The sequence below is a fragment of the Wenzhouxiangella limi genome (assembly GCF_010499265.1).
GTDB lineage: Bacteria > Pseudomonadota > Gammaproteobacteria > Xanthomonadales > Wenzhouxiangellaceae > Wenzhouxiangella > Wenzhouxiangella limi.
Genome location: NZ_JAAGSC010000041.1, coordinates 198,487 through 221,687 on the forward strand (window position 1 = coordinate 198,487; position 23,201 = coordinate 221,687).

19 protein-coding genes are annotated in these 23,201 nt (G+C 66.8%); 13 read left to right on the forward strand and 6 right to left on the reverse strand.

Features of this window, described 5'->3' with window-relative positions:
• The first annotated feature begins 33 nt into the window (after positions 1-33).
• Genes G3I74_RS09625 through G3I74_RS09645 form a run of 5 tightly spaced genes read left to right on the forward strand, consistent with a single transcriptional unit; the run spans position 34 to position 6,120 of the window.
• A complete protein-coding gene (locus G3I74_RS09625) occupies positions 34-1,407 on the forward strand; it encodes a TolC family protein (protein WP_164211378.1) in 1,374 nt (457 codons plus the stop codon).
• A 10-nt stretch (positions 1,408-1,417) separates the two neighbouring features.
• The gene (locus G3I74_RS09630) at positions 1,418-2,446 is read left to right on the forward strand and encodes an HlyD family secretion protein (protein ID WP_164211379.1); all 1,029 of its coding nucleotides are present in this window, start codon (positions 1,418-1,420) and stop codon (positions 2,444-2,446) included.
• Between the two features lie 15 nt (positions 2,447-2,461).
• A complete protein-coding gene (locus G3I74_RS09635; RefSeq protein ID WP_164211380.1) occupies positions 2,462-3,583 on the forward strand; it encodes an ABC transporter permease in 1,122 nt (373 codons plus the stop codon).
• Positions 3,583-4,716 carry an ABC transporter permease gene (locus tag G3I74_RS09640; protein WP_164211381.1) on the forward strand — a complete coding sequence of 378 codons (1,134 nt, stop codon included), beginning with the start codon at positions 3,583-3,585 and terminating at the stop codon, positions 4,714-4,716. The genes G3I74_RS09635 and G3I74_RS09640 overlap by 1 nt, the downstream gene beginning before the upstream one ends.
• Positions 4,717-4,752: 36 nt before the next feature.
• On the forward strand, positions 4,753-6,120 hold the full coding sequence (locus G3I74_RS09645) for a leucyl aminopeptidase family protein (RefSeq protein ID WP_164211382.1): 1,368 nt from the start codon (positions 4,753-4,755) through the stop codon (positions 6,118-6,120).
• A 12-nt stretch (positions 6,121-6,132) separates the two neighbouring features.
• Here G3I74_RS09645 and G3I74_RS09650 read toward each other — a convergent pair whose 3' ends face one another.
• Positions 6,133-7,095, reverse strand: coding sequence for a DUF3667 domain-containing protein (locus G3I74_RS09650; protein WP_164211383.1), 963 nt, complete (start codon positions 7,093-7,095; stop codon positions 6,133-6,135).
• A gap of 58 nt (positions 7,096-7,153) precedes the next feature.
• Between G3I74_RS09650 and G3I74_RS09655 the strand changes: the two genes are divergently transcribed.
• The 4 genes from G3I74_RS09655 (at position 7,154) to G3I74_RS09670 (ending at position 13,071) form a co-directional block, all read left to right on the forward strand.
• Complete coding sequence (locus G3I74_RS09655; RefSeq protein ID WP_164211384.1) at positions 7,154-8,524, forward strand: MATE family efflux transporter; 1,371 nt, start codon at positions 7,154-7,156, stop codon at positions 8,522-8,524.
• A 74-nt stretch (positions 8,525-8,598) separates the two neighbouring features.
• The gene (sppA, locus tag G3I74_RS09660; RefSeq protein WP_164211385.1) at positions 8,599-10,461 is read left to right on the forward strand and encodes a signal peptide peptidase SppA; all 1,863 of its coding nucleotides are present in this window, start codon (positions 8,599-8,601) and stop codon (positions 10,459-10,461) included.
• A 147-nt stretch (positions 10,462-10,608) separates the two neighbouring features.
• Complete coding sequence (locus G3I74_RS09665; protein ID WP_164211386.1) at positions 10,609-11,625, forward strand: metal-dependent hydrolase; 1,017 nt, start codon at positions 10,609-10,611, stop codon at positions 11,623-11,625.
• Positions 11,626-11,652: 27 nt separating this feature from the next.
• Complete coding sequence (locus G3I74_RS09670; RefSeq protein ID WP_164211387.1) at positions 11,653-13,071, forward strand: alanine/glycine:cation symporter family protein; 1,419 nt, start codon at positions 11,653-11,655, stop codon at positions 13,069-13,071.
• A 16-nt stretch (positions 13,072-13,087) separates the two neighbouring features.
• Here the strand turns inward: G3I74_RS09670 and mnmG are convergent, their stop codons facing one another.
• From mnmG to G3I74_RS09695, 5 genes are all read right to left on the reverse strand, one after another.
• Entirely contained in the window at positions 13,088-14,968 is a 1,881-nt protein-coding gene (gene mnmG, locus G3I74_RS09675) for a tRNA uridine-5-carboxymethylaminomethyl(34) synthesis enzyme MnmG (RefSeq protein ID WP_164211388.1), read from the reverse strand.
• A gap of 67 nt (positions 14,969-15,035) precedes the next feature.
• The gene (locus G3I74_RS09680; RefSeq protein ID WP_164211389.1) at positions 15,036-15,845 is read right to left on the reverse strand and encodes a hypothetical protein; all 810 of its coding nucleotides are present in this window, start codon (positions 15,843-15,845) and stop codon (positions 15,036-15,038) included.
• A gap of 100 nt (positions 15,846-15,945) precedes the next feature.
• Positions 15,946-16,995, reverse strand: coding sequence for a hypothetical protein (locus tag G3I74_RS09685; protein WP_164211390.1), 1,050 nt, complete (start codon positions 16,993-16,995; stop codon positions 15,946-15,948).
• Positions 16,996-17,063: 68 nt separating this feature from the next.
• The gene (locus G3I74_RS09690) at positions 17,064-17,678 is read right to left on the reverse strand and encodes a hypothetical protein (RefSeq protein WP_164211391.1); all 615 of its coding nucleotides are present in this window, start codon (positions 17,676-17,678) and stop codon (positions 17,064-17,066) included.
• Between the two features lie 11 nt (positions 17,679-17,689).
• Complete coding sequence (locus tag G3I74_RS09695) at positions 17,690-20,170, reverse strand: penicillin-binding protein 1A (RefSeq protein WP_164211392.1); 2,481 nt, start codon at positions 20,168-20,170, stop codon at positions 17,690-17,692.
• 224 nt (positions 20,171-20,394) lie between these two features.
• Here G3I74_RS09695 and pilM point away from each other — a divergent pair, with 224 nt between their 5' ends.
• Genes pilM through G3I74_RS09715 form a run of 4 tightly spaced genes read left to right on the forward strand, consistent with a single transcriptional unit; the run spans position 20,395 to position 23,199 of the window.
• Positions 20,395-21,468: a type IV pilus assembly protein PilM gene (pilM, locus tag G3I74_RS09700; protein ID WP_164211393.1), complete on the forward strand. Its 1,074-nt coding sequence runs from the start codon at positions 20,395-20,397 to the stop codon at positions 21,466-21,468.
• Positions 21,468-22,037, forward strand: a complete 570-nt coding sequence (locus tag G3I74_RS09705) for a PilN domain-containing protein (protein ID WP_164211394.1) — start codon at positions 21,468-21,470, stop codon at positions 22,035-22,037. The genes pilM and G3I74_RS09705 overlap by 1 nt, the downstream gene beginning before the upstream one ends.
• Positions 22,038-22,039: 2 nt before the next feature.
• Entirely contained in the window at positions 22,040-22,666 is a 627-nt protein-coding gene (locus G3I74_RS09710; protein ID WP_203594657.1) for a type IV pilus inner membrane component PilO, read from the forward strand.
• On the forward strand, positions 22,666-23,199 hold the full coding sequence (locus tag G3I74_RS09715) for a pilus assembly protein PilP (RefSeq protein ID WP_164211395.1): 534 nt from the start codon (positions 22,666-22,668) through the stop codon (positions 23,197-23,199). Before G3I74_RS09710 ends, G3I74_RS09715 begins: the two co-directional genes overlap by 1 nt.
• Positions 23,200-23,201: the final 2 nt, after the last annotated feature.

Sequence of the window (23,201 nt, forward strand, 5' to 3'; positions counted from 1 at the left end):
CCGGGTTTAGCGCAGCTCTGGACAACTCGGGCGGTGCTCGGAAAGGGCCTCATCGCAATCGCGCTGCTGGTCTTTATGGCCGGTCATTCGGCGGCGGCCGAACCGCTGAGTTTCGCCGCGGCCATGGAGCGGCTGGAGGCCGACAGCCACGTGCTTGACGCGGCCCGGCGCGAGCTGGCGGCTGCGCGGGCCGAGGCCGAGGTGGCCCGGGGCCGGCGCCTGCCTTCGCTCGCGCTGGAGGGCAAGGCCACCCGCCTGGACGAGCCGCTGGGCCTGGAGTTGTCCGAGTATGCCCCCGCCCTGGGGGGCTTGCTGCCGCCGGGCCTTGTGCCGGACCGGCTGGTCATCCAGGAGCGCCAGTTCTATAACCTGTCGCTGGAGGCCAGGCTGGCGCTGTATTCCGGCGGCCGCATCGCCGCCGGCATCGCCGCCGGGGAGGCTGGCGCCGAAGCCGGCCAGGCCGCGCTGGCCGCAACCCGCGCCGAGCTGCACGAGTTGCTGGTGCAGCGCTACTTCGGCCTCAGCCTGGCCGACCAGGCGGTGAGCGTTCGCCAGGCCACCGTCGACGGCCTGGGGCGCCACCTGGCCCACGCCACCCGCATGGAAGAGGAGGGCCTGATCGCGCGCGCCGAGCGCCTGCGCGCCAACGTCGCCCTGGCCGAGGCCGAGCGCGATCTGCAAACGGCCGAGGAGTCCCGTTCGCTGGCGGCATCGGCGCTGGCCGCGCTGCTGGCCATGTCAGGCCAGGCCCAGCCGACCACGCCGATCCCGCCGCCGCCGGCCGCGCCGTCGCCCGAACGCTTTATCAATGAAATGCGCGCAAGCAGTCCGACCCTGGCCGAGCTGCGTGCGCGCAAGGCCCAGGCCGAGGCCGCCGTGCGCGCCGAGCGCGGAAGCTTGCTGCCCACCCTGGGCGCGTTCGGACGGCGCGAGCTCTACACCGACGATCTGACCCTGCTCGACCCGGAGTGGGCGGTCGGCCTGGTTGCCCGCTGGACGCTGTTCGACGGCGGCCAGCGCCGCGGCCGGCTGGACCAGGCCGCCGCCCGGGCCGATCGGGTCACGGCCCTGCTGGCCGACGCCGAGCGCCAGCTGGAAGTGCGGGTTCGCCAGCGCCACCAGCAGCTGGTCACGGCCCTGGCGCGGCTGGATTCCTTTGTTGCCACCCGCGATCTGGCCGAGGAGAGCCTGCGCGCCCAGCAGCGCGCCTTCGAAGAAGGCCTGACCTCCTCGCTGGACGTGATCGACGCCGAGCTGGCGCTGTCGCGCGTGCGCTTAGGCGAGCTCGATGCCCGCCGCCAGGCCTGGGTGGCCCTGGCCGGTTTGCTGGCGGCCGTCGATCAGACCGACCAGCTGGTCGAGCGCGTGAGCGAGCAGCTGGCGGCCTCTTCCCCCACCCTCGACTGACAGGCTGCCCATGTCCGAGCCCAAGCCCGCACCCAAACCCAAGTCAAAACGCTCGCTGCGGCTGGCGCTGGTTGTTATCGTCTTGCTGGCCGTCGCGGTGGTTGCCGCGCTCTGGATTTACCGGCATTTCAGCCGCTCCGAGCCGGTCTGGCTCCAGGGTCAGATCGAGGCCACCGAGGTGCGCGTGGCGGCCAAGGTCGGCGGGCGCGTGGCCTCGGTCGAAGTCCAGCGCGGTCAGACCGTGGACAAGGACCAACTGCTGGTCGTGCTCGACCTGCCTGAAGTCCGGGCCCGGGGGCGCCAGGTTCAAGCCCAGGTCGAGGCCGCCCAGGCCATGGCCGACAAAGCCGAAAGCGGCGCCCGCGAGGAGCAGATCCGGGCCGCCAGGGCGCAGTGGCAAGCGGCCGAGCAGCAGGCTGAATTCGCCAGCGTCAGCGCCGAACGGATCGAGCGGCTGCACGCCGACGGGGTGGTGCCGGCCCAGCGTCGCGACGAGGCGGTTGCCAAGGCCGCCGCCGCGCGCGGTCAGGCCGAAGCCGCCCGCCAGGCCTGGGAAATCGCCCGCGATGCGACCCGTCCGGAAGACCGGCGTGCCGCAATGGCCCAGCTGTCGCAGGCCCAGTCTGGGCTGGACGAAGTCCAGGTGACCCTGGATGAGGCCGAGCAGCGCGCCCCGGCTGCCGGTGAGATCAGCGTCACCGTGGTCGAGCCGGGCGAGGTCGTCGGCCCGGGTTCTCCGCTGGTCGTGATCAGCCGCAGCGACGACCCGTGGCTGACCCTGAACCTCAGAGAGGACCTGCTATCGGCAGTGCAGATGGGCAGCGAACTGACCGGCCAGTTGCCCGCCCTGGGCCGGCGCGAGGTGACGTTTCGGGTCGACTACATGGCCCCGCTGGCCGATTTCGCCACTTGGCGTTCGGCCCGTGACCTGGGCGGATTCGACCTGCGCACCTTCGAGATCCGGGCCCGGCCGACCGCCCTGGTCGAGGGCCTGCGGCCGGGCATGACGGTGCTGATCGATGAGCGCTCGCTGCAGTAGCAACCCGCAGCCGTGATGCGCGCGGTCCTGGTGCGGGAGTGGCGCCGGTTTCGGCACACGCCGCGGCTGTGGCTGCTGGTGATCGTGGCGCCGATCCTGCTGCCGACCATCCTGCTGACGGTGTTTGCCGAACGCACCCCCAGCGAGCTGCCGATCGCCGTGCTCGACTACGACAACAGCCCACTCTCGCGTCAGATCATTCGTGCTCTGGACGCCGCCCCGGGTGTCCAGATCGAGCGCTACCGGGCCGACCTCGAGGCCGCCGGCAGCGCGGTGCGCCGCGGCGAGGTGTTTGCCGTTGTCGCCCTGCCGCCGGACCTGAACCGCGACGTTCTGCGTGGCCAGGCGCCCCGGGTGCAGCTGTACGACAACCGCCAGATGCTCACCGCCGGCAACGTGATCATGCGCGAAGTGCGCACGGCCGTGGCCACGGTCGGCGCCGGTATCGGTCTGCGCCAGGGCGTTTTTCCGCCGGTGCGCACGGAAAACCACCCGCTGTTCAATCCCGGTCTGGACTTTGGCCGTTTCCTGGCGCTGCCGCTGATGGTCACCCTGCTGCACATCCTGGTGGTGGTCGTGACCATTGACGTGACCGGGCGCGAGCTGCGCGAGGGCACTGCCGGGGCCTGGCTGCAGGCGGCCGGGGACCGGCCCTGGGTCGCGCTGGTTGCCAAGCTGGCGCTGTATTTTGTCTGGTTTTCGCTGCTTGGCGTGCTGGCGCTGGTGATCGGCGCGCGCTTGCTCGGGCTGGAGGTGCGCGGCAGCGCCGGGTTGTGGCTGGGCGGCTGGGTCGGGCTGACCGCGGCCTGCATCGGTCTGGGGCTGTTCCTGACCGGACTGATCGGCAACCTGCGCATGGCCACCAGCGTGGCCAGCGTGATCGTCAGCCCGGCGTTTGCCTATTCCGGCATGACGTTTCCGGCCCAGGCCATGGAAGGCTTCGCCGTGCTGTGGTCGCGGCTGCTGCCGCTGGGGCACTACCTGAATCTCCAGGCCGGGCAGATGGTGATGGGGGCGCCGGCCGCCAGCGGTTTCATGCACCTGCTCTGGCTGCTGCCGTTTGTGGGCCTGCCGCTGCTGGTGCTGGCGCGCTGGCGTCGGCTGATGTCCAACCCGGATCTGTGGGGTGCGCGCTGATGAGCGCCTGGCGGATCTTCATCGACGAACTGCGGGCGGCCCTGAGCGACCGCGGCGTGGTCATCGTGATCCTCGGGGCGAGCGTGTTCTACGCGCTGTTTTACCCGCTGCCCTACCAGTCCCAGGTCGCCATCGAGCTGCCGGTGATCGTGGTCGACCAGGATCGTAGTGCCAGCAGCCGCGACCTGATCCGGCGGGTGTCGGCGACCGAGCAGATTCGCATTGAGCGGGTGATCAGCGAGCCGCGCGCAGCCGAGGCACGGGTGCGCGACATGCGCGCGGCCGGCATCCTGCAGATCCCGCCGGACTTCGAGCGCGACATTCTGCGTCGGCAGCCGGTCCAGGTCGGCGCCTACGGCAACGCCGCCTTCCCGGTGCTCTACTCGCAGGTCGTGACCGGCATGGTCAACGCCGTCCAGGACTTCAGCGCTGAAATCGTGCGCGAGCGCCAGCTGGCTGACGGCCGCCCGCCGCTGCTGGCCGACACCCTGGCCGAGCCGCTGGCGGTCGACCTGCGCGAGTTGTACAACCCCGACGGCGGCTACGCCAACTACATCGTCCCGGCGGTACTGGTGCTGATTCTGCAGCAGACCTTTCTGATCGGCATCGGCATGATGGGCGCCGGCCGGCGCGAGCAGGGTGTGAGAGCCGCGCACGGCCTGGTTGATTTGCTCGCGCGCGCGTCCGCCTACCTGCTGTTGCTGGCGCTGCTGCTGGGTTTTTACCTGCTGGTGGTCTACGAGATCTTCGATTTTCCCCGCTTTGGCCGCGTGCGCGATGTCTACGTGCTCATGCTGCCGTTTTTTCTGTCCGTGATCTTTCTGGGCCTGGCGCTGGGCCAGCTTTTTCGCTCGCGCGAGACCGCGCTGCAGACCATGCTGCTGCTCAGCCTGCCGGCTGTCTTTCTGGCTGGCTTTGCCTGGCCGGCCGGCCTCATGCCCACACCCCTGGTCTGGCTGGGTCAGCTGATCCCCTCAACGTCGGGCATCGACGGTTTCGTGCGCATTTACCAGATGGGCGCTTCGCTTGAAGAGGTGCGCGCCACGCTGATCCAGCTGTGGCTGATGGCCGGCGCCTACCTGCTGCTGGCCTGGTCGACCTCGCGGTCCGGCGAGCCTGCTGCGGTATCCTAGAAAACTGATTTCAACGCCCGTTACGGGGAGAGCCGAATGTCCATGTTCATCACCGATTCCGATTGCGCCGTTGCCCTTTATTCGCTTGACGGCGACGGACTGAAGCGCTGGCTGGAACAGGCCGACTCAAACCAGGCGCGCTGGGTGGAGACAAGCGGTTTCGAGCCCGAGCGCGGTCGCTGGCTGGCCGTGCCCGACGGCGACGGTGGCCTGGCCTGCGTGCTCAGCGGGCGCGAGAGCGACGATCGCCTGTGGGCGCTGGCGCATCTGCCGGGTGAGCTGCCCGACGGCGATTACCGTCTCGAAGCCGACTGGCCGGCCGAAGAACTTCAGCGCGCCCGGATCGGTTTCGGCCTCGGCGGCTATCGTTTCGATCGCTACAAGCCCGGCCCGGAGCGGCGGGTCAGACTGGTCGTGCCCGAGCGGGATCTGCACGAGCTCGAGGTGCTGGTCGACGCCTCGTGCTACGTGCGCGACCTGGTCAACACCCCGGCGCTGGACCTGGGGCCGGCCGAGCTGGCGCGCTCGGCCGAACAGCTGGCCGAGCGGTGCGGGGCGCAGTTCGAGGTCATCGAAGGCGAACGCCTGGAGCGCGAGTTTCCCGCCATCCACGTGGTCGGCCAGGCCTCCAGCCGCCCGCCGTGCCTGATCCGCCTGCAATGGGGCGAGGCGGACGCCCCGCCGCTGGCCCTGGTCGGCAAGGGCGTGATCTTCGACTCCGGCGGGCTCAACATCAAGCCCGGTGCCGGCATGGTGCTGATGAAAAAAGACATGGGCGGGGCCGCCCACGTTCTTGGTTTGGCAAAAATCATCATGTCGCTGGGTCTGAAGGTCAATTTGCGGGTCTACATCCCGGCGGTGGAAAACGCCATCTCGGGCAACGCCTACCGGCCGTCCGACATCATCCGCACCCGCAAGGGCAGCACGGTGGAAATCGGCAACACCGATGCCGAGGGGCGGGTGGTGCTGTCCGACGCCCTGACGCTTGCCTGCGAAGAGGGCGCCGAGCGCATCATCGACATGGCGACCCTGACCGGCGCGGCCCGGGTGGCGCTGGGTGAGGATCTGCCGCCGATCTACGCCCGCGACGGCGAGCGGGCCAGAGCGATCCAGGATCTGTCGTTCAAGGCCGAAGACCCGCTCTGGCACATGCCGCTGTACGCGCCCTACCGCGACTACATCCGTCCGCCGATCGCCGATTTGTCGAACTCGGGCACCAGCAAGTTCGCCGGCAGCCTGACCGCGGCCCTGTTTCTGGATCACTTCGTCGAGCCGCAGGTCGACTGGTACCACCTCGACATCTACGCCTGGAACCTGGGAGATCGCCCGGGCCGCCCCGCCGGCGGCGAAGCCCAGGGACTGCGCGCGCTCTGGGGCTGGCTCGATCAGCAGTACGGACGCTGAACCGGTTCGCTTCTACAGCCGCCAGATCCCCAGCAGGACCACCGCGACCAGGCAGAACAGCAGCATCAGGAAATAGGACGCGCCCAGAACGAGGTATTTGCCCAGGGTCAGGGGCCAGCCCTGGCGGTAAAAGCGCTTCTGGCTGATCAGGACGTAGATTGGAATCCACAGCCAGATCGCGGCACCGATCCAGTACAGCAATGCACTCCCCAGACCGTGACCGATGAAGGTCGCGTCGGCCAGCAGGTCGCGCAGCAGCGCGATGAGGTAAAGCGCGACCAGGCTCAGAAAGACGAAGGTATGGTTGTGGACCTGCAGCAGCAGATGCTCGATGTAGTAGCGTTTTGCGAACAGGTAAAAGACCCCGACCCAGGCCGAAAACAGCGGCAGGATGACGAACATGGTCTGCGGCAGCATGCCGGCGGCGGTGCGCACGAGTCGAGCCGGATTGCGCGCCGCCTCGCGGGTGTTGGTTTCCATCAGGCCGAGCTGCCGGTTCAGCCACGCATTCGCGCCATCGCCCAGCCAGCCAATTTGCACCGGGTTGTCTTCCGGATGCCAAGGCTGGGTGCCGAAATGCAGGACATTGACTTCGGCCTCGCCCAATTCGGCATTGGCCTGCGAGTAGTCGACGGTGCCGACCACGAAGCTGACCACCAGAAACGCGAGAATGCTGGCGACCAGGTAAAGCCGCACCGGCGGCGTGTAGCGCGCCCGCCGTCCCTGCACGTATTCGCTGGACAGAAATCCGGGCTGCAGCAGCAGGCACTTGAGCGTGCGCCACATGCGCGAATCGTAGTACAGCGTTTCGGCGGCCAGGTCCCCGATCAGGCCGGGCAGGGCGCGGATGAACGATTTTCGGGGCTGACCGCAGCGATGGCAGTAGCGACCCTGCAGCGCGGTTCCGCAGTTGTCGCACAGGGATCTCGGTCGCGCGGGCTCTGTACCAGCCGAGCCGTTGTCAAGTGCTTGCATGGATGGGTCCGACGGTTGACAATGCCGCTCCCCGCTTGATCAGGATCCCGCCGAGTATATGCCAGCGCCTTCGGATTCGCCCGGTCTGCGCCACGAGGTGCGCCGCACGCTGGTGCTGGCCGCGCCGCTGGTGATTGGCCAGCTGACCAACTTCGGCATGAACTTCGTCGACACCGTCATGGCCGGGCGCATCGGCAAGGTGGATCTTGGCGCGATCGCGGTCGGCTCGTCGATCTGGGCGGCGGGTTTCCTGTTCACCCTGGGCGTGCTGCTGGCGGTTTCGGCGACCGTGTCCCAGCTCGACGGCGCCGGTCGGCCGCGTCAGGCCGGCGAGTTCACGCGCCAGGCGCTGTGGCTGGCGCTGGCGCTGGCCGCCGGCCTGATCGTGCTGGCGCTGAGCGCCGGGCGGGTCATGGACGCCCTGGAGGTCGAGCCGGCGGTGGCCGATCTGGCCATGGGCTACCTGCGCGCCATTGCCTGGGGCGCGCCGGCGCTGGTGCTGATGCTGACCCTGCGGTTTTTCTCCGAGGGCATGGGTCATACCCGGCCGACCATGTACGTGGGCGTGCTGGGCATTGCCTGCAACATTCCGCTGAACTGGATGCTGATGTTCGGCAACCTGGGTTTTCCCGCGCTGGGCGCGGTCGGGGCCGGATGGGCTACCGCCATCGTGCTGTGGCTGCAGCTGTTTCTGATGATGTTCTGGATTGCCTGGCGTCCGCAGTACCGGCCATTCGACGTGTTCGGGCGCTTCAGCGCGCCCAACCCGCGCGAAATCGTCGCCCTGCTCAAGGTCGGTCTGCCGATCGGCTTCATGGTCCTGATGGAAGGCGGGCTGTTTGCCGCCTCCGCCCTGCTGGTCGGCATTCTCGGCGCCTTGCCGGTGGCCGCCCACCAGGTCGCGATGAACTACACCGGCTTGGTGTTCATGGTGCCGCTGGGGCTTTCCGGGGCGATCACGGTGCGGGTCGGCAACGCCGTCGGGCGTGGCGACCCGGTCGGTGCGCGCCGGGCCGGCCTGGTCGGCATCGGTATCGCTCTGGTCTTTGCGGTTTGCTCGGCCACCGTGATCGTGGCGTTTCCCGAGGCGATCGTTCGACTGTACACCACGGATCCGGAGGTGATCGCGCTGGCCGCCAGCCTGCTGATGTACGCGGCGATCTTTCAGATCTCCGACGGTCTGCAGGTCGCCGCCGCCGGCGCGCTGCGCGGGATGAAGGATACCCGGATCCCGATGTTCTACAGCGTGCTTGCCTACTGGATGATCGGCATGAGCGTGGGCTGGTGGCTGACGTTTCGGGCCCAGTGGGGTCCGGCCGGCATGTGGGTGGGTATCCTGACCGGCCTGAGCGTGGCCGCCGTGCTGCTCACGGCGCGTTACTGGCGTCTTTCACGGCGCACCATCGAGTTCTCCGGTGTGCAGGGGTGACCATAGGCACATTGCCCCCGCTCACGAGTCCGGCCTAGAATCCGGGTTGATTCCGCCCGCGTCCCAAAATCACCATGAACTCTTCCCGGCAGCCCAATATCCTCGTCCGCCTCTGGCTCGGCTTCTGGCGCAGCGTGACCGCGCTGCGCATCGGGGTGTTCAACGTGCTGTTCCTGATCGTCCTGGCGCTGATTATCGGCGTCCTGCTGCGCGGCGGCGAGCAGCTGATCGTCGAATCCGATACCACCCTGATCGTCGATCCCAGGGGCTTTCTGGTCGAAGAGTACACGGGCACACCGATCGAGCGGGCCCTGAACGAGGCCCTGGGCGAGGAGGTCGGCGAAACCCGTTTGCGCGACATCCTGTCGGCCCTGGACCGGGCCGCCCAAGATGACCGCATTACCCAGGTGCTGCTCAGCACCGATGACCTGATCGGCGTCTCTCCCGGCGTCATGCTGGAACTGCAGGAAGCCTTCGCCGAGTTCCGCAACAGCGGCAAGCCGGTCATTGCCTACGGCGGCTTCATGGGGCAGGGCCAGTACTTCCTGGCCTCGCTGGCCGACGAGGTCTGGCTGGATTCCGACGGCCTGGTGCTGCTGACCGGCTACGGACTCTATCGCCAGTATTTCGCCGAAGGCCTGGAGCGCCTTGCGGTGGATGCCAACCTGATTCGGGTCGGAGAATACAAGTCGGCCATGGAGCCGTTCATCCGCAGCGACATGTCGGAGGAAGCGCGCGAGGCCAGCACCTTCCTGCTCGGCGATCTGTGGCAGCGTTACGTGGAAATGACCGCCCGCAACCGGGGTCTGCCGGTGGCCGTCATGGCCGAGCTGACCGAACAGCTGCCGCGCCAGCTCGAGCAGGCCAACGGCGACGGCGCGCGGGCCGCGCTGGAGGCCGGACTGGTCGACCGGCTGGTCAGTCGCCCCGAGCTGCGCGCGGAAATGGCGCAGCGCGGCGCGCCGGACGACAACGGCAGCTATCGCAACATCGGCTTCATGTCTTACCTGGCGGCCTCCCAACCTCAGATGCGCGCCCCGGAAGGTCAGGTCGGCGTCATCGTGGCCCAGGGTGCGATCACCGAGGGTGTGCAGCCGCCGGGCACGATCGGCGCCGATTCGACCTCGCGCCTGATCCGCCAGGCCCTGCACGACGACGACATCAAGGCCGTAGTGCTGCGGGTGGATTCCGGTGGCGGCAGCGCGTTCGCTTCCGAGATCATCCGGCGTGAACTCATGGCGCTGCGCGAGGCCGGCAAGCCGGTGGTCGTCAGTTTCGGCAACGTGGCGGCCTCGGGCGGCTACTGGATTGCCATGGGTGCCGACGAAATCTGGGCCTATCCTTCGACCATCACCGGGTCGATCGGGATCTTCGGTTTCTTCCCGACCTTCCAGGACACCCTGGCCAAGATCGGCGTTTATAGCGACGGCGTCGGGACCACGCCGCTGTCCGACGCGATGCGCCCGGATCGGGAAATGAGCGACGCGATGGAACGATTGCTGCAGAGTTTCATCGAGCACGGCTATCGGGAGTTCATCGGCCTGGTGGCTGAACATCGGCGCATGAGCGTCGAGGAAGTCGATGCCGTGGCCCAGGGTCGGGTCTGGAGCGGCGCCCAGGCCCAGGAGCGCGGCCTGGTGGACAAGCTGGGCACGCTCGACGATGCCATTGGCTCGGCGGCAAGAATGGCGAGCCTGGGCGAAGACTATCGCTTCACCTACGTCGAGCCGAAGCTGGAGCCGTGGCAGCAGTTTCTGACCCAGATGGGCGCGCGCGCGATCCTCGCGGCCGGCTTCGAAGCCAGCCATCCGCTGCTCGATCTGCTGCCGGCCGATTTCCGCTCCGGCCTTCTGGCCGATCTGACCCAGGTCTTCAACAGCACCCAAGGTGGTCGTCCCGGGGTCATGGCGCACTGTCTGTGCGAGGCGCCGCGCTAGCGCGAAATCCGGGCCAGCCCTTCGATCTGATCGATTTCACGCTCAAGCACCTGCAGCCTGAGCGCTCGATCGCCAGGCATGGGCGAATCATGGCGATGGGCTCGGTACACTACGGGCTGTTTTCTGCCGTCCGAGCCTAGCCGATTCATGGACCCGGTTACCCACGGCGTCGTTGGCGCGCTCAGCGCGCTGCCGGCAGCAAGGCGCAGACAGATGCGCAGCGCCGCCCTGGCCGGGGCCGCCGGCGGCATGGTGGCCGACCTCGACGCGCTGATTCGCTCCTCATCCGACACCCTGCTCTACATCGAGTATCACCGCCAGTTCACGCATTCCTTCGCCTTTGCGCCGGTGGGCAGCCTGCTGGCGGCGCTGGCCCTGTGGCCGCTGCGCAAAAAGCGGGTCTGGTTCGCCCGGGTCTATCTCTGGTGCCTGCTCGGCTACCTGGTTCACCCGCTGCTCGACGCGGCCACCTCCTACGGCACCCAGCTGTGGTGGCCGATCAGCGATCGGCGCGTGGCCTGGAACTGGATCAGCGTGATCGATCCGGTTTATTCGCTGCCTTTGCTGGTGCTGCTGGCCGCGGCGATCTGGCGGCGCAGCCATGCCGTTGTCGCGATCGCGCTGGCCTGGATGGTGGTTTACCTGGGGTTCGGCGCCTGGCAGAACCAGCGCGCCGAGGCGCTTCTGGCCGGATGGGCTGACGAGGCAGGCGTGGCGGTCGAACGCCTGGTGGCCAAGCCGGCATTCGCCAACCTGGTGGTCTGGCGTGGTCTGATCGATGACGGGCAGGATCTTCACCTGGTCGCGATCCGCACCTTGCCGGGGTCCGAGCCGGTGTTTTATCCCGGCGGCGCGGTGGCGCGCTTTGATCGCGATGAGGTCGACCCGCAGACCCGCCGCGACCGCGACCTGGCCCGCTTTGATCATTTCTCGTCGCGCTGGCTGTTTCACTATCCGGCCCTGGACGCGGGGTCGCGCATCTTCATCGGTGACTTTCGCTACGCGCTGGATCCGGCCAGCCAGCGCCCCCTGTGGGGCGTGTTGGTGGATCCGAATGACCCCCACAGCCCGGCCGAGTACACTACATCGCGCCGGATGAACGACGCTGATCGCCGGCGCTTCTTCCAGCGGCTGCGCGGCGAACCGGCCGCGGCCATCGACTAAAAAACCTAAAAGCGGAGCGCACTCGCCATGCTTGTCACTGTCACCGACTTTCTCTGGTCCTACGTTCTGGTCATCGTGCTGATCACCATGGGGCTGGTCTTTACCGTGGGCTCGCGCTTTGTCCAGCTGCGCTATTTCGGCGAGATGTTCCGGGTGCTGGGGCAAGCCTTCCATCATCACCCCGGGCAGGTGTCTTCTTTTCAGGCATTGACCCTGAGCGTGGCCGGCCGCGTCGGTGCCGGCAATATCGCCGGCGTGGCCGTGGCCATCACCCTGGGTGGCCCGGGCGCAATTTTCTGGATGTGGGTGGTCGGCCTGATCGGCATGGCGACCAGCTTTTTCGAGTGCTCGCTGGCCCAGGCCTACAAGACCCGGGACGAAAAGACGGGGACTTTCCGCGGCGGACCGATGTACTACATCGAGCGCGGCGTGGGCAGCCGCGCCCTTGGACTGGTGTTTACCCTGCTGCTGCTGGTGACGTTCGGACTGGCCTTCGTCGCCCTGCAGTCGTTTACCGCTTCGTCGTCGCTGGAAGAGGCCTTCGGCGTTCCGACCCAGGTCACCGGCATCGTGCTGACGGCGGTGGTGGCGGTGACGATCTTCGGCGGGGTGCAGCGCATTTCGCGGGTCACCGAGGTGGTGGTTCCGGTCATGGCGGTGCTCTACATCGCCGTGGCGCTGGTGGTGATCCTGGTCAACATCGGCCAGGTGCCGGCAGTGTTCGGGCTGATCGTCAAGAGCGCGTTCGGGCTTGAGCCGGCCATCGGCGGCGGCATTGGCGCGGCCATCATGCACGGCGTGCGGCGCGGCCTTTTTTCCAACGAGGCCGGGCTGGGGAGCGCGCCCAACGTGGCCAGCGTGGCCTATGTGCCGCATCCGGTTAACCAGGGCATCGTGCAATCGTTCAGCGTGTTCATCGACACCGCCGTCATCTGCACCGCGACCGCCTTCATCATCCTGATGGCCGGCATGCACACGGTCGGCGATGTCGACAACGGCGTCGTCTTGACCCAGCTGGCCCTGGCCGAGCACGTCGGCGCGTGGGGCCAGCCCTTTGTCAGCTTCGTGCTGATGCTGTTTGCCTTCAGCTCGATTCTCTACAACTTCTATCTCGGCGAGAACGCCACCCACTGGATCGATCCGGGCAACCGCTTTTTGTTCGTGATCTTTCGGGTGCTGATGCTGGTGCTGATCCTGTGGGGGTCGATGCAGGACCTGACCACGATCTTCAGCTTTGCCGACCTGACCATGGCCCTGCTGGCGGTGGTCAATCTGCTGGCGCTGGGCCTGATGGTCAAGGTCTGCTTTCGCCTGATGCGTGACTACGACGAACAGTCGCGCGCCGGCACGACGCCGGTGTTCGACCCGGACCGCTTTGCCGACCTGGCGATTGATCGCGACGCCTGGAGCGACGCGTCCGGCTCACGACCGGTAAAGAAGAGCTGAACTGCCGAACGCGCCTTCAGGCGGCCGAGCGATGGCGCTTGAGGTAGACCAGGATCTGTGAGATGGCGGCCGGGGTCATGCCCGGGATGCGGCTGGCCTGGTCGATGGAGGCGGGGCGGATTCGGTCGAGTTTTTCGGTCAGTTCCGCCGACAGCCCCTTGACCGCCTCGAAGCGGAAGTCCTCGGGGATGGCCTGGCCGGCGGCGCGGCGCTGGCGCTCGATCTCGGCCTGCTGGCGGCCGAGGTAGCCGGCGTAGCGAATCTGGATGGCGACCTGTTCGGCCACGTCTTCGGCCTCGACCCCGGGGCCGAGGCCGTCGATGCCCATCAGCGCCCGGTAGCTCACCTCCGGGCGGCGCAGCAGTTCCTCAGCGGTCACGTCCTTGCTGATCGGAATGCCCAGCGCTTGCGCTGCCTGGGCCGCTGTCGTCGAGCTGGCGCCAATGCGCAGGCCGCGCAGGCGCTCGAGTTCAAGCTCGATCGCCTCGCGCCGGTGGCAGAAGGCCGCCCAGCGCGCGTCGTCGACCAGACCCAGTTCGCGACCGATCTCGGTCAGGCGCAGGTCGGCGTTGTCTTCGCGCAAATGCAGCCGGAACTCGGCCCGGCTGGTGAACATCCGGTAGGGCTCCGGTGCGCCCTGGGTGATCAGATCGTCGACCAGCACGCCCAGATAGGCCTGGTCGCGTCCCGGCGTCCACGGCGCCAAATCGGCGGCCTGGCGGGCGGCATTGAGGCCGGCCAGCAGGCCTTGCGCGGCGGCTTCTTCATAGCCGGTCGTGCCGTTGATCTGGCCGGCGAAATACAGCCCCCGCAGATCGCGGGTTTCCAGGCTGGGCCTGAGATCGCGCGGGTCGAAAAAGTCGTACTCGATGGCATAACCCGGCCGGGTGATCTCGGCCTGCTCCAGGCCCGGGATCGATCGCACCATCTGGATCTGCACGTCGAACGGCAGGCTGGTAGAAATCCCGTTGGGGTACCACTCGCACACATCCAGGCCTTCGGGCTCGAGGAAAATCTGGTGCGAGGACTTGTCGGCAAAGCGCACCACCTTGTCCTCGATCGAAGGGCAGTAGCGCGGGCCGGTGCTCTCGATCGCGCCGGAGTACATCGGCGAACGATCGAGGCCGGCGCGAATCAGCGCGTGGGTGGCCTCGCCCGTGCGGGTGATGAAGCACGAGACCTGGCGCGGGTGCTGGGCGCGCTCGCCGAGGAAGGAAAACACCGGGCGCGGTTCGTCGCCGGGTTGTTCGGTCAGGGCGCTGAAGTCGATGCTGCGGCCGTTGATGCGCGGCGGGGTCCCGGTCTTGAGCCGGCCGACCGACAGCGACAGCTCGCGCAGCCGGGCGGCCAGGGCATTGGCCGGCGCGTCTCCGGCGCGGCCGCCGGCCAGGTTGGTCTCGCCGATATGGATGCGACCGCCAAGAAACGTGCCGGTGGTCAGGACCACGGCGCGGGCGCGGAAATCCAGGCCCATGCCGGTGCGAACGCCCACCACCCGCTCGCCCTCGACGATCAGGTCGTCGACGGCTTGCTGGAAGATGCTCAGGTTTTCCTGATGCTCCACGGCCCGGCGCACCGCAGCGCGGTACAGGCTGCGATCGCACTGGGCACGGGTCGCTCTGACCGCCGGGCCCTTGCGGGCGTTCAGGGTGCGCCACTGGATGCCGGCGCGATCGGCCGCCTGCGCCATGACGCCGCCCAGGGCGTCGACTTCGCGGGTCAGGTGGCCCTTGCCGATGCCGCCGATGGCCGGGTTGCAGCTCATCTGACCGACGGTCTCGACGTTGTGGGTGACCAGCAGGGTGCGCGCGCCGCAGCGCGCCGAGGCCAGGGCGGCTTCGGTGCCGGCGTGGCCGCCGCCGATCACGATCACATCGAAGGGATCCGGGTACTGCATTTGCTGTCCTGGCTGGTCAGAAACTAACCAGCAAGTCTATCAGCAGGGCCTGAGCTTCACCAGAGCTTTAGCGCTCGATCTGGCTGGCGCTCGTTGATGAGACGGCCGCCGCCGAATCCCGTGAAGATGCTCCGATCTGCCGATGGCCCGAGCGCGCGGCCGACTGTCGACTGCTGGAGCGGCTGCCTGAGGAATCGCTGCGCTCGGCCCGCATCCGCTGCGCTGTCGCGCCGCGCTCGCGCTGGGCCGTGCTTCGGGCCCTGACGGTCCGGGCATCAAGACGGGTGTTGTGCTGCGAGTCGGCGCGGCGCTGGGCGGCAAGCGTTCGCCGGGATTCATTTCGGGTCCCGGCGGCCTGAGCGTCAAGGCGACGCTGCTGCTGCGAGGCGACCTGGCGGCGCTCGGCAAGGGTTCTTCGGGCTTCGCTGACGCGTTGCATGAGATGCAGTTCGGCCCCTGCGTTGAGCGCCCGGATGCGGTGGTCCCCGGCGGGCCCCTGATCGCGCTTGGTCAGCCAGAAGTCATCGCGTTCGGCGCGCAGTCGGGTGTACAGGTGACGGGTATAGAACTCTTCCAGGCAAAGATGCTTGGCCCAGCGGCTGCAGGGGCCTGCCGAGGGATGCAGCGGCGGGTCATAGGCTGCTCGCGCCCCCATCGGCCCGTAGAAGTGGCTGAAGTAGAAGAAATCGATCGACCAGAACGGATAGCTCCTCGGGTTGACGATCGCCGCCTGGCGCGAGCTCAGGTGGGTCCGGTCCGCGCTACCCAGATAAACCCCGTCGTCGACAGTGCGGAATTGAGAAGAGCTCGCGCAGCCTGAAAGCAGCACGGCGATGGCCAGAATTCCCGCAAGCCGGGACGTGGAAACGTTGATCATCAGCGATTTCCCCGTACACACCGAGCTTTAACGTTAGCGCTGCAGCGGCGGAAAGTCAAACCCCGGCCGGCCTGTGCCAGCTAGCGGCCGACTAGCGTGGTTACCGATCCCGCTCTCGATCGGATCGATCGATTCTTGACCTGGCGCGGGGAGCTTGCGACGTTTCCCGTGGCGGCATCCGGCGGGTCGAGGGCGCAGGCCGCGCCTGCGGTGCACGCGAGGGGGTGATTTCTTGCCGGGGCGACGGTCGTGAGGGTCGGGACTGTTGGTCCGGTGCTCTGGTGGCAGGGGCCGGGCGCGACCGCGGTTCGGTCGCGCGGATGCGCGGCGCGGGCGCCGGTCGGGGCGCTGATCTGCGCTCGGCGCTGAAAGCCGACATATCGACGCCAGAGCGGAGCTCAGCTCGTGGCGGCTGACGCTGCGGTCGCACCGTGCGCATGGGGCTGCTGCGCTGGCGCGACGGCTGGGTCGATGGACTGCGCCGGGTGGCGGCCGGACGGGTGGTCGACCGCCGCTGGGAGCTGCGCGTCGCGGCCCGGACCGGCTCGGTCCTGCGGGCGCCACGGGTGGCGCGGTCTTCGGCGATGCGCTGACGAAGCATGGCATCCGAACGTAACGCGGGCGCGCCCGGCTGGCTGGTGGGTCGGACGATTCTGGGAGAACGCCCCCGCTCGTCAATGGCGCGCAGCCTTTCGTCGATCTGGTGAACCCGGTGAGAGGGCCGTTGATACGGGTCGCCCAGGTAATGCGGATAGCGCACGGCATAAGGGCGCCACGGCCGGTAGCTGGCGTAGCCGAAGCCGTGCCACGGGTAATAGGTGCCGAAGCCGACGCTGAGGCCGAAGCTGCTGCCTGCGCCGGGGCGGTAGCCGTAGTACCAGCCCGGGTAGGGGTAGAACCATGGATCGTAGGCCGAGACCGCGACCGAGTAGGGGTGGTAATAGCGGCTGAAATAGAAGTAGTCCAGCGACCAGTAGGGGTAGAGCAGGGGATCGGCGACCACCACGGTGCGCGGCTGGTGCCGGGTCTGGTCGAAATAAACGCCGTCAGCGCCGTAGCGCGGCTGGTGATAGCTGACGCAGGCGGTCAGGCCGAAGGCCAGCGCGCCAAGGACGGCAACCCTCAATACCTTGCCAAGTAGTTTGCTCATGACTCGAATGTACCGCAGGCGCGGCAAGCGTGCCTGAACGGGCCGTGAATAGGACGGTTGTTTGCCAACTAGCCTTGATCGATCAAGGCGCGCAGGTCGGCCCGGCCGATTCTGCGTACCGCGTTGCCGTCGATCGGGCTGGGCGGCGGATGAACCGCATCGCGTCCGATCATCAGGGTCATTTCCACGGTCTGTTCGCCGGCCTCGACCACCAGCACGTCGACCTCGCGGTAGTCGCCGTCGTGCCAGCGAATCCGCCGCCGCTCCTGCTCGAAATCGATGCCGTGCTCCATCAGGAAGTGGACTACTGCGTCGGGGTCTTCGGAAAACAGGTGCAGGCACACGCGCGAATATTCATCGGCCGTGCCCTCCAGGACCGGGCCCACCAGACGCGGCTGGAACGGTTCCAGAAAGTCCATGGCTTCCAGCGCGGCCAGCCGCATCGCGCGCAGTCTTTCGGCGTGCTCCGGGCCGCCGTAGAGGTGCTGCCATTCCTTGAGCGCGCGCTCGATCTCGGCGTTGGTGGGCAGGCCGCCGCGGCTGGCCGCACCCAGGCGCTCGGCGGCCTTCTGCTTGGCGGCCAGGTAGGATCTTTGGCCCTCGGTGGCGATGATCCGGGCCGCTTCGGCGGCCACTTCCTGGCGCTGTCGCCGGCTGCTGGATCGGGCGGATCGATGGGCCATCAGCGCACCTTTTAAAAAATGTCGTAGGGGTCGTCTTCGCCGCCGCGCTCGCTGGGATCCTCCAGCGGCGGCAGATTGTCGGCGTGGAACCATTCAGGAATCGCCCCCGGGGTGCCCGGGCGCGCCCTGAGCCCGGAGTCGGGATTGATCATGGCCCGGGCGAGCCCGACCGGCTCGGCGGGCAGGCGTTCAGGCCGACCCTGCAGGGCCACTTCCATGAAGTCGACCCACAGCGGCAGCGCCGTGCGGCCACCCTGCTCCTGGCGCCCGAGCGAGTCGTTGTCGTCCATGCCCAGCCACACGGTGGCGACGATGCCGCCGCCGAAACCGACGAACCAGGTATCGCGCAGGTCGTTGGTGGTCCCGGTCTTGCCGGCCAGGTCCTGTCGGCCCAGCGCCAGCGCGCGCCGCCCGGTGCCCTCGCTGACCACGTCGGAGAGCATGGAGTGGATCAGCCAGCTGGTCTGGGCGCTGACCACGCGGGGCGCGATCGGCGGAATTGTCGGGCCGACCAGTTCTGCGCTGTCTTCGGCGCTGCCCTCGGGCTGGCTCAGGTCGACCCGCCGCGGTCCGGCCGGGGGCGGTTCCTCCGCATTATCTTCTTCGAGCGCAGGCTCGGGGCGGGGTTCAGGACAGTCGGGGCAGATCCGCGGCCATTCCGGTTCATAGACCGTGCGTCCGAAACCGTCGGTGACGCGATGGATGAACTGCGGCTCGACCGCATAGCCGCCGTTGGCGAAGGCACTGTAGGCGGTGGTCACGCTCAGCGGCGTGAGCGAGGCCGAGCCCAGCGCCATCGACGGTCCATTGGGCAGGTCGGTGCGCTCAAACCCGAAGTCGCTGATGTAGTCGCGGGCATAGTCCAGACCGATATCCATCAACAGTCGTACGCTGACCAGGTTGCGCGAATGAATCATGGCTTCGCGTAGGCGCGTGGGGCCGTGGAATCGGCGCCCGAAGTTGGTCGGTCGCCAGGCTCGCTCCAGCGACGGGTCATCGACCACGACAGGCGCATCGTTGACCATGGAGGCCGGCGTGTAGCCGTGATCCAGGGCAGCGGCGTAGATGAACGGCTTGAACGACGAGCCGGGCTGGCGCCGACTCTGGGTGACCCGGTTGAACTGGTTGCGCGAGAAGTCCAGGCCGCCGACCATGGCCAGGATGGCGCCGCTATCGGCTTCCATGGCGACCAGCGCCGCTTCGGCACGCGGCACCTGGGCCAGCTGCCACTGATCTTCGACGCTGCGCAGCCGCACCACGTCGCCTGGAACGAGGACGTCGGTGACCGCGGTCGGTCGCGAGCCGAGGCTGTTGAGCTCCAGAAACGGTCTGGCCCAGGTCAGGCTTTCGAGCGTGAGGGTGATCTGCTCGCCGTCGCGCAGCTGCAGCCAGGCCTGTTCGTCGTCGGATGCTACGACCACGGCCGGGACCAGGTCGGCCACGGCCCGGACCTCGCGCAGTCGTTGTTCCAGCGCTGCCGCGTCTTCGAGGATTTCGGGTGCCAGCTGTTGTTCGGGCCCGCGCCAGCCGTGGCGGCGATCGTAGGCCTGAAGACCATCGCGCACGGCCTCGTCGGCGGCGCGCTGCATCGATGAACGCACCGTGGTGTGGATTTGATAACCGCCGGCATAGGCCTCCTCGCTGCCGAATCGATCGATCAGCTCCTGGCGCGCCATTTCCGCCACCCACGGGGCGTTGAGCTCGATGACCGGGCCGTGATAGCGGGCCGTGTTGGGCGCGGCCAGCGCCTCGTCGCGGGCTTCGGAAGAGATGTAGCCCAGATGGTGCATGCGCTCAATCACCCAGTTGCGCCGGACCATGGCCTGGCGCGGGCCGGAGATCGGGTTGTCGCGCGAAGGCGCCTTGGGCAGCGCAGCCAGCTGCGCCATCTGGGCGATCGTGAGCGTTTCAAGATCGGTGCCGTAGTAAACCCGGGCCGCCGCAACGATGCCGTAGGCGCGGTGGCCGAGGAATTCCTTGTTCAGGTAGAGCTCGAAGATTTCGTCCTTGCTCATCTCGCGCTCGATCTTCAGCGCCAGCAGCATTTCGCGCAGCTTGCGCGTGACCGAGTATTCGGTCGTCAGGAAGAATCTTCGCGCCACCTGCTGGGTGATGGTGCTGCCGCCCGGCACCCGGCCCTGGCCGAGGCTGCGGGCGTACAGCAGTGCGCCGCGCAGGGTGCCGCGCCAGTCGATGCCGGGATGGCGATAGAAGCGGTCATCCTCGGCGGCCAGAAACGCCAGCCGCAGCGTCTCCGGTACCTCGTCCAGGGCAACCGGCGTGCGCCGCTGCTCGCCGATTTCGGCCATCAGTGCGCCGTCCTCGGAAAACACCCGCAGCGGCACCTGCAGGCGAATGTCGCGCAGGCTCTCGACGTCTGGCAAGGTCGGAACCACCAGCACCCAGATCGCGCCAATCCCGGCTGTCCCGGCCAGCAAAGCCAGGGAAAACATGTAGATGGAAAACTTTATTAAAAACTTTAATCGGAGCATGAGTTGTGGTACAAGGAGTAATCCGCCTGTCACGTGTGCGCAGTCCGGTCATTGAGACGGTGCCGGAGGGAAAAAGTGCCGTCGGTCAGCCAAGAGGGGCAGACAATCGTCACTACCGGTAGTATAGTTGTTTGCGTCACCGGGTCCCTGGCGGAAATTGGGCGTCAAAGTGTGACTCGTGGCACACTGCGCGGGGCAGGTTCAAAGAGGGCGACGACACGCAGATGAACGGAATTCTGGGCAAGCTACTGGGCAAGGGCCCGCCTCCGCTGGTTGGCGTGGACATCGGCACCAGCAGTATCAAGGTGGTGCAGCTGGCCGGTTCGGGCGATGCCGTGCGGCTGGAAGCCTTCGGCGTAGAGCCTCTGCCCGACAACGCCGTCAGCGAAGGAGTCATCGGCGAACCGGAGCCGGTTGCGGCGGCACTGCGCCAGGTCATCAAGCGCGCGGGTGTGACGGCAAAGCGCTGCGCCATGGCGGTCAGTGGTTCTGCCGTGATTACCAAGATGATCAATTTGCCGGATGATCTGAGCGAGGACGATATCGAGGCGCAGATCGAGGTTGAAGCCGGTCATTACATTCCCTATCCGCGCGAGGAAGTCAGCCTGGATTTCGAAGTCCTGGGACCGTCTCCGAGAAACGCGGATTTGCTGGAGATTCTTCTGGCCGCCTCAAAGACCGAGCATGTCGACATGCGTCGCGAGGTGGCGGACCTGGCGGGCCTGACCATACAGGTCGTGGACGTCGAATCGTTCGCCGTCTCCAATGCTTTCGATCTGGTTCGGCAACAATCGGGGATTGACGAATCGGAAACCCTGGCGGTGCTCAATATTGGCGCTGTGTCGTCCACCATGATCGTTTTGCGGGGTAATCGCAGTATTTACAGTCGCGAGCATTCCTTCGGCGGCAATCTGCTGGTGGAGGAATGCATGCGCCGATACGGCATGGATGCCAATCAGGCTCGCTTCCTGCAGCGGGGAGAGGCGCCGCCGGCGGGTTTCGAGGACGAGGTGCTTGAGCCTTTCCGGCAAAACATCATTCAGCAGATCAGCCGTGCGCTGCAGTTCTACGCTTCTTCCAGCGATTACATGAGCCTGGGCACGCTTTACCTGACAGGCGGCGGTGCTTTGATACCGGGTCTTGCCGAGGCGCTGGGTGACGAGGTGGGTATCTCGACGGAACTGGGTGATCCACTCAAGAGTATGCGTCTTTCGCCTCGGATCAACGCCCGGCAGCTGGATCAGGTGCGGCCGGCGCTGACCATTGCCACCGGCCTGGCGCTCAGGGGGTTTGACTGATGTCCAGAATCAATCTTCTGCCCTGGCGGGAAACCCAGCGTCAGGAGCGCCAGCGCAATTTCGTGATTCTCGTCGTGGCTGTCGCAGCGCTAGCCGCTGCCGCCGTATTCGGTTCCAACCAACTGATGGGAAACATCATCGAAGGCCAGGAGGCTCGCAACGACTTCCTCCGCAGCGAGATCCGCGCGCTCGACCGGGAGATTGCCCGTATCGAGGATCTCGAGCGGACCCGGGATCGTCTGATTTCGCGCAAAAACGTGATTGAGCGCCTGCAGGAAAACCGTTCGCTGATGGTTCACCTGTTCAACCAGATTGCCCAAACGGTTCCGGAGGGGATTACGCTCAATTCCGTTCGTCAGACCGGCTCGGATTTGACCATCGTGGGTACGACGGAGTCCGAAACCCGGGTTTCGGAGTATATGCGTCGGATCGCGGACGCGACCTGGTTGCGAGACCCGCAACTACGCATCATCGAGATCGAGTCGAGCGAGCAGCGCGCCGATCAACCGTTCCGGTTTGAGCTGCAGGCGGTTATTGGTCCGCCGCGCGACAGCGGCGAGGAGGTCTGATCATGCAGTTGTCAGAACTCAAGGATCTTGATTTCAATAACCTGGGCAGCGCCTCGAGTGGTGCCAAGTTTGTCATCCTCGCTTTCATCGCCGTGCTGATTCTGGCGGCTGGATACTGGTTCCTGATCAAGGACCAGCGCGAGACGCTGGAAAACAGGGAACGCGTCGAAGTCCAGCTCAAGCAGGAGTTTCAGGAAAAGCAGCAAAAAGCGGCCAATCTTCCGGCCTATGAGCGGCAGCTGGTGGAAATGGAAGAAATGCTCGAAGCGATGCTTCGGCAGTTGCCGTCGAAAACCGAAATGGCTGAGTTGCTGGTCGATATCTCTCAGACCGCCTTGGGGGCGGGGATCGACAATGAACTGTTCGAGCCGCGTGCAGAGATCACACGAGACTTCTTCGCGGAGCAACCGATCAACGTGCGCATGGTCGGGACTTACCATCAGTTCGGTGAATTCGTCAGCACCGTGGCTTCGCTGCCGCGGGTGGTCATCCTGACGATTCAGGACATCTCGCTGCAGCCGGTGGAAGGTTCCGGTGGCCGCTTGCGCATGGACGGCGCGATCACGACCTATCGCTATCTCGACGAGACCGAGACCGCCGCCGCGCAAAGCTCGGAAGGAGGTCCCTGATGGGCGCAAGATTCAAGATGTTCTGGCCGCTGCTGATGGTCGTTGTCTTTGTGACGGCCTGCGACCGGGATGCTCGCGATCTGCGGCTTTGGGTGGCCGAGGAAAGCCAGCGTCCGGGCGAGCCGATTGACCCGATTCCGCCGGTGGAGACCGCCGAGGTTGTGGCCTACGAGGCGGACAATCTGCGCGACCCCTTCCAACGTCAGGCGGCGCGAGCGGAAGACGATGTGACCGACGTGGGTACTGGCGACGGGCCGCGGCCCGATCCCGACCGACGCAGGGAATTTCTGGAAGGCTTTCCGCTGGATACCCTGGCCATGGTGGGTACGCTGCGAATCGACGGGGTGGATTACGCCCTGATTCGGGATAACGAGAACGTGGTTCACCGGATCACCGAGGGCAACTATCTGGGCCGCAATCATGGCCTTGTCGAGCGGGTCACGGCCAGCCGCGTGGAGTTGCGGGAATTGGTTCAGGATGGCCGTGGCGGCTGGAGCGAACGGCGCGTTCAGATCGCGATGGATGAAGCCTGATG

What these genes read in the sequence shown, in the direction of transcription:
- pilM (WP_164211393.1), top strand. Translation starts at nt 20,395, where the DNA reads ATGAACGGAATTCTGGGCAAGCTACTGGGCAAGGGCCCGCCTCCGCTG.
- G3I74_RS09695 (WP_164211392.1), bottom strand. Translation starts at nt 20,170, where the DNA reads ATGCTCCGATTAAAGTTTTTAATAAAGTTTTCCATCTACATGTTTTCC.
- G3I74_RS09710 (WP_203594657.1), top strand. Translation starts at nt 22,040, where the DNA reads ATGCAGTTGTCAGAACTCAAGGATCTTGATTTCAATAACCTGGGCAGC.
- G3I74_RS09650 (WP_164211383.1), bottom strand. Translation starts at nt 7,095, where the DNA reads ATGCAAGCACTTGACAACGGCTCGGCTGGTACAGAGCCCGCGCGACCG.
- G3I74_RS09645 (WP_164211382.1), top strand. Translation starts at nt 4,753, where the DNA reads ATGTCCATGTTCATCACCGATTCCGATTGCGCCGTTGCCCTTTATTCG.
- G3I74_RS09715 (WP_164211395.1), top strand. Translation starts at nt 22,666, where the DNA reads ATGGGCGCAAGATTCAAGATGTTCTGGCCGCTGCTGATGGTCGTTGTC.
- G3I74_RS09655 (WP_164211384.1), top strand. Translation starts at nt 7,154, where the DNA reads ATGCCAGCGCCTTCGGATTCGCCCGGTCTGCGCCACGAGGTGCGCCGC.
- G3I74_RS09640 (WP_164211381.1), top strand. Translation starts at nt 3,583, where the DNA reads ATGAGCGCCTGGCGGATCTTCATCGACGAACTGCGGGCGGCCCTGAGC.
- G3I74_RS09690 (WP_164211391.1), bottom strand. Translation starts at nt 17,678, where the DNA reads ATGGCCCATCGATCCGCCCGATCCAGCAGCCGGCGACAGCGCCAGGAA.
- G3I74_RS09635 (WP_164211380.1), top strand. Translation starts at nt 2,462, where the DNA reads ATGCGCGCGGTCCTGGTGCGGGAGTGGCGCCGGTTTCGGCACACGCCG.
- G3I74_RS09670 (WP_164211387.1), top strand. Translation starts at nt 11,653, where the DNA reads ATGCTTGTCACTGTCACCGACTTTCTCTGGTCCTACGTTCTGGTCATC.
- G3I74_RS09685 (WP_164211390.1), bottom strand. Translation starts at nt 16,995, where the DNA reads ATGAGCAAACTACTTGGCAAGGTATTGAGGGTTGCCGTCCTTGGCGCG.
- G3I74_RS09665 (WP_164211386.1), top strand. Translation starts at nt 10,609, where the DNA reads ATGGACCCGGTTACCCACGGCGTCGTTGGCGCGCTCAGCGCGCTGCCG.
- mnmG (WP_164211388.1), bottom strand. Translation starts at nt 14,968, where the DNA reads ATGCAGTACCCGGATCCCTTCGATGTGATCGTGATCGGCGGCGGCCAC.
- G3I74_RS09630 (WP_164211379.1), top strand. Translation starts at nt 1,418, where the DNA reads ATGTCCGAGCCCAAGCCCGCACCCAAACCCAAGTCAAAACGCTCGCTG.
- G3I74_RS09680 (WP_164211389.1), bottom strand. Translation starts at nt 15,845, where the DNA reads ATGATCAACGTTTCCACGTCCCGGCTTGCGGGAATTCTGGCCATCGCC.
- sppA (WP_164211385.1), top strand. Translation starts at nt 8,599, where the DNA reads ATGAACTCTTCCCGGCAGCCCAATATCCTCGTCCGCCTCTGGCTCGGC.
- G3I74_RS09705 (WP_164211394.1), top strand. Translation starts at nt 21,468, where the DNA reads ATGTCCAGAATCAATCTTCTGCCCTGGCGGGAAACCCAGCGTCAGGAG.